Here is a 5513-nt window from a genome sequence, read left to right as displayed (position 1 = left end):
GACGTGGCCTACGGCGAGGGGCGTGACAATCGTCTTCGATCGAACGTCGATATTCAGCATCGAGGTGAGCGTGGCGAGATTCACCAGGTCGGGCGTGTTTCGACGCCTTCGTGACCGCCGCATTATACCTGGTCAGTAGCCTCGAGATGCCCGTAGCCCTGCTCCAGCACACTGCCCGATGGAACGATCAAGAAAACGCGAATAACGATAACGTGTCCTACGATTGTAAGCACGCGCAATACGATCACAGTATCGCGACAACAATCGGTGGAAGAACTCCGGTCCGAACGACAGCCAAGGGCGCAAGCGTGAAGAACAGCGCTGCGACGCAAGTAGTCGCAGCCCATTGGATCAGCAGCCTCCGTAGCGTATCACGGTGCTTCTCTTTCGAGCGCTACCTGTCAGGTGAGCCGGCAAGGAAGAGCGATGGAGTCGCCTCGGTCGTTCAACGTCGTCCTGTCGCCTAGCACGAATCCCACTGCTCGGATCAAGTGCTTGCGAGACTGGAGCCGAGGGAATGATAGCAGCAATTCGTTTCTGATCATGACCCAATTGGGTGATGAATGGTTGTAGGAATGGTCTAGTTATGGCTTGCGCTAGTCGGCCAGTCGGACGCTCACGGCTGGTACACCGACAAGACGGACCCTGTCCTTCATTACAAGTGCTGCGGCAACGACGATTGCCATCCGCTTGATCCGGACGACGTCAGGCCGGCTCGGGGCGGCGGCTACTTCGTCAGGCAGCCGCAGCCCGTCTACCGAAACGATCCGCCGACGGGGGAGTGGTATATTCCGAAGGATCGCGTCCAGACAGCGCCGGATGACCGCTACCACATCTGCGAGCCTCTGGTCCCGACCAATCGCGTCGGCAGGCTCAAGCGCAGATGGACGTGCTTCTTCGCGCCGATGGGCACAAGCTCCGTGACGCGAACCGGAGTTTCAGCTAGAGCGCTACTGTTTTTGCTTCTGACGGTATTGCGATCAAGCGAGGTCCGTTTGGCTCAATGGACCGAAATTGATTGGAAAAATTTGGATCGTCGCTGCCGCCGGGATGAAGATGAAGCGCGAGCATCGTGTTCCGCTTGGCCCCTGAAGCAATGGCTTTGCTGACCGATTGCAAGGACAATGGTGAGGACTTTATTTTCCCAGGAGACAAGCCAAAGCAGCCCATGGCATTCGCCGCCCTGATTGAGGGAATGGGTGGAAGCGGTTTCACCCCTTATGGCTTTCGTTCGAGCTTCAGAGATTGGTGCTCAGAAAACGAAGCGGCTCCACGCGAAATCGCAGAGATGGTGCTCGCTCATAAGGTTGGAGACAAGACTGAGCAGGCTTATGCGCGTTCCGACCTTTTGGAGCGGCGGCGGGCAGTTATGGAGAAGTGGGCCAATTATCCCTACGGCGTCCACTAAGGACTAAGGTGGGTCCGCCATGAAACCACAATCGGACAACACGTCAACGGCGGCTCACATCCTTAGCATGATTCAGACGGCAAGAAGGCCCCGCGATTGCAAGACGGGAGTTTTACTTAAACCAGCAATGGAACCCAGCGGGCTTTTCAAAACGCTCCTCGTCAAACTGGTCCACATACGTATGGCAGTTGTAAAAAACGCTCCCTTTCCTGAAATCGAAATCGGTTCCCCAATTTCCGTCGCTGGTCCGCATAGACTCTTCATCGGGACCGGAAACGTGCACTTCGCTTAGGCCGCAATCCTGGCGCTGACACGCCTGCAAGCACAGAGTTGTGTCTCTAATTTGAGCGACGAGGACGTTTCCGACAACTTCCTCATCCCTGCAGCTAAGGCTATTCTCGTCCGGTGAGGTACATTTTATCTCAGGCATATTGAGGAACAATAGGTTACCCGCCAAACGACTGACGCATTCAGTATTTGCTAAAACTTCGATCACGTGCCGGGATCCGAAGTTCGGTGCCGTCACTGCTCGCTCCTGGGCGGGCGCAGTTTGCCCGCAATTCAGGTAGTTCGCATAGACCCAACCGATGGGGCGGGAAAGTCGCGCCCACGGAAGCCCGCGGTCGTCATTCCGCGTTTCGACGACGGTAACGCTCTCCCCGTTCAGGATGGTCGTCAACAGCGTCCCACGTGGCGTCTTGTGAACGTTGAGCGCCGTCGTTGTGGGATCGGCTACGACGCATGTCGTTTGTCCGAATTGTGCCGTGTCGTTCTGGGCCAGCGCGTCGTAGCTCCGGATCGCGCGTTCGCTCCACCGTGCCAGGCAGACTCGATCGGATCCGCAAACCCGTCGGTCGGCGAGCAGAGATCGAGCGAGCGCGTTGGCGGTCGTTCGCCCAGCCCTTAGTTTGGATTGCAAATACGAGATGTTCACCGACCGATCCAAGGCCGCCAGTTGTTCATCGCTGCAGATGGCCCGCTCGTCCGCCGATATTGCCTTCGCGCAATCGAAGCTAGGGCCTTCCGACGCGGACGCATAATTGGCCAAGCCTGTTGCTGAGAGCGACATCAGTATCCTGAACGCCATTGCTTTCATTGAGAGCGCCCCTTCGCTTTACAGCGGCCTTTTCGTCTCCTGCTTGGGGAGGCCTTCAGAGGCCGAACCCCAATGTCGGTAGCCTTTCTATGGAAGCCCGAGCGTGACAGGCCACCATTCGGCAGGCATGCCCCATTTGGGTCATGCAAGTTGCGGCTGGTTACTGATTGCTCGGCAAGGGCGCAGACCGAGCGCCAAACGAACAGTCCTGGGTAATGGCATGCAAACATTCGTCCGTCAGATGTCGGCAGCCGAGCTTACAGCTGTCGACGGGAGTTATAGTGTCCCTCCTAGTGGCCGCAGTGCACTTATAGCGGCGCGGGGCGGAGAAGAAGGATGCCTAGTGAAACTGATCCTGGCGTGGCCTTGCAAATAGGGGGGCATCGAGCATGGGCTTGAAGATGCTCTCGTCGCTGCTGGCGGTCGGCGAATATGATCGCGATGGAGCCGCCCTCGAACAACTCCGGTATGGTCATTGCCGATGACTTTGTCCCGACTCGGGGGCAGGTCGGCACCAAGGTGGCAGTGCACAGATCCGAGCATGATTGTGAATAGCGGCAAGTTGTTACGACCCAGCGAATCCGCATGGGGGAAGCGAGCAGTCACTGCGGGGACTGGAGGAGCCGATGAATAAGTTTACAGGTGGGTTGGCGATTGTCTCGGCATTGGCCTCGAGCTTGGTATCTTCTCCACTGAAAGCCGATGATATCATATCCGTTCGATGCCAAGTCCTGGTTCAAGGCTGCATGGCTCTACGGAATTGGAGCGATGATTTGGAGTGTCCGAACGTGTTTACCCGAGGCGGATTGAGAATTCTTAAGACAAATGGCAACATTGTCTTCGACGATCTAAATATTTCGGTTCAACGACTTCCAGCGAGCGTTCAATTGAGGGCAGGCATAATGGTCTTTTTGGCGGAGCCGATATTGAAATCAAGCTCGACCGCTTGGACGGCACCGCGCAAATTTGGGAAACATACCACGTCATAACCGAGGGAAGGCGTATAACACTTGCTTTCAGGTTTGAAGGGCCATGCGAGAAATTCGACGCTACGCCGAAGTTCTAGGAGTTCTTACGTGAACTGCCCCCTTTTCAATCGGATACGCGGCATAAGCAGATAGGATCAGGCACATAGGCGAAGCGCGGGGACTATCAGCGCATCGAAGTGATCACCGATGTCGTCCGCCGCGGCAGTCGCGCCTAGGGGATCCGCCGCCCTCGTTCGACCACTGTAACGCTCTCGCCCCTCAGGATGCCACTCAACCCTCGTAAGATGCTACGGGGAACGTTGTTGACGAGCATTGCTTTCGTGCAATCGAGCTCGGTCTTGCCTTGAACGCCGTTGTTTCCTCCCCGACCCCAACCTCTCGGGGGCGTCCCCAAAGAGTGACCCATTTGGGTCATTCGACAGCAAGTTGGCCGTGGTTAATGGGTGCCACTTTCTGGAGATCAACTGCGCGCCGCAAGCGGAAATGGACATTCGGGCATTGAAGGCGGCCGGAGCTTGGCAGTTGGTCGAACAGCATGAGGGAACCAATGAAGAGACGTGATTCAGTCAGCATCGCCCCCAAGATGGGCTTTCTTTACAGGGTCGGCCAGTGCCCGAAATGCATGCGGGAATCGTTTCTGTTCGCCGCAGCGAGCGCGTCGCTATGGATTGTCAGCTTGGTGGCAGAAGCCGCGTATGGCTACGCGTTCCATAGCGTTAGCATGGCCTGCAATCTTCTGGCGGCGCTGTCGTCAGCGGCGGTTCTCCTCTGGTTGCTCCATGTCGGAGTCTACACCTTTCGCGTCGTCTATGGAGCCGAAGGTTCCGTCGCGTCGCCATCTATGGCCCGTGGCCCAGAGGACCTGAACTCAAGACCTTTGATCGCCGCAGGACGGCGGAATGCGTTGCAGACTTTTCTTAAGACCCTTATCGGAGCGGCCGCAGCGACCGTTCTCCCGTCAGTGGCATTGGCCTTCAATGAGTGTCCTGGACGACTTACCTGCGGTTTTTCCTCTTGCGCGTCCGGTTCCAACTCCAACACCTACTGCTGTCCAAAAGGGTATCCGATCCTCAGCTTATGCAACTGCCGCTGCTACGCCAGCGTACAAGGTCTTCCATGCAACCAGACCGGATCATGCTTTGACGAGAACTTCTGATCATGGTCTTGTCGGATCGCCAAAGCCCTTCCTCAAACCAGGGCAAGCAGGGGTGGCTGGGATGATGCTTGCAGGTTAGACTGCGCCGCTGTCGGCTTGGACAGATTTCTCTTCTACGCTGCATTGAATTCTATTTCCCGTTACACGCAGCAGTGCCAACGCAACATCGATTCCGACAAATGCTTCTGTATAGTCGGCCACGGCTCGTCCTCCTGTGGTGCGGATCGGCTCGGTCCGCCGAGCAATCCTCGGACGCTCAGTGTAGGGCGAGCCACCTCACCGGCGAAGTTTAGCCGCTTTGAAAAGCGACTAGAAATGAATGCCAGCGACGGAGGGGTTGACCCCCAAACGGAACGGCAGGGTCAACTTTGATGAATTCATCTACTGCAGATAGCATGGCTACTGAGGAGCAAATGCCCGAACAGACGCCGACTGCCCCAACCTACGAACAATCCGCAAATATTTCAACGCTCACTCCTCCAATGATCTCGACGGATTGCAAGGAAGGGTAATTACAATGGGTAATTTGGGGAGGCTCGACGGCAATGCCGAACTCAATTTTGCGGGAGGCGCGCGCCCTCGATCTATCAGTGACCGCACTGCTGTTTCCCTGCTCGCACTGATTGAATGCCGCACCGCCTGTATGACCGGTTACTCGTTGGCTCATCCGGGGGGGCGGTCAGGTACACAAGAGCCTACATCCTCTTCGATGGCCTGGTGACAGAAATTGTAACACGACGCTAACCCGTCCGGGTTCCCAGGGCACCTCTCCAGACACGCTTTGTAGCCTCGCCAGTTGGAACAAGCTGGGGGTCCCGCCTGTTCTGCCGTTGTGGGCGCTGGTTCTGCGACATTGTTGCTGTC

3 protein-coding genes are annotated in these 5513 nt (G+C 56.6%); 1 reads left to right on the top strand and 2 read right to left on the bottom strand.

Annotation, left to right across the window (positions count from 1 at the left end; translation table 11 throughout):
- The first annotated feature begins 1096 nt into the window (after positions 1-1096).
- The gene (locus tag EOA24_RS25930; protein WP_127410202.1) at positions 1097-1408 is read left to right on the top strand and encodes a hypothetical protein; all 312 of its coding nucleotides are present in this window, start codon (positions 1097-1099) and stop codon (positions 1406-1408) included.
- A gap of 112 nt (positions 1409-1520) precedes the next feature.
- Here EOA24_RS25930 and EOA24_RS25925 read toward each other — a convergent pair whose 3' ends face one another.
- Together EOA24_RS25925 and EOA24_RS43955 are read right to left on the bottom strand one after the other, a co-directional pair.
- Positions 1521-2504, bottom strand: a complete 984-nt coding sequence (locus EOA24_RS25925) for an SH3 domain-containing protein (RefSeq protein WP_127410201.1) — start codon at positions 2502-2504, stop codon at positions 1521-1523.
- 2220 nt (positions 2505-4724) lie between these two features.
- Positions 4725-4850, bottom strand: coding sequence for a hypothetical protein (locus EOA24_RS43955; RefSeq protein WP_281059899.1), 126 nt, complete (start codon positions 4848-4850; stop codon positions 4725-4727).
- Positions 4851-5513 lie beyond the last annotated feature (663 nt).

It is taken from the genome of Mesorhizobium sp. M2A.F.Ca.ET.039.01.1.1 (genome assembly GCF_003998035.1).
GTDB lineage: Bacteria > Pseudomonadota > Alphaproteobacteria > Rhizobiales > Rhizobiaceae > Mesorhizobium.
This window is presented reverse-complemented; position numbering and strand designations above follow the sequence as displayed.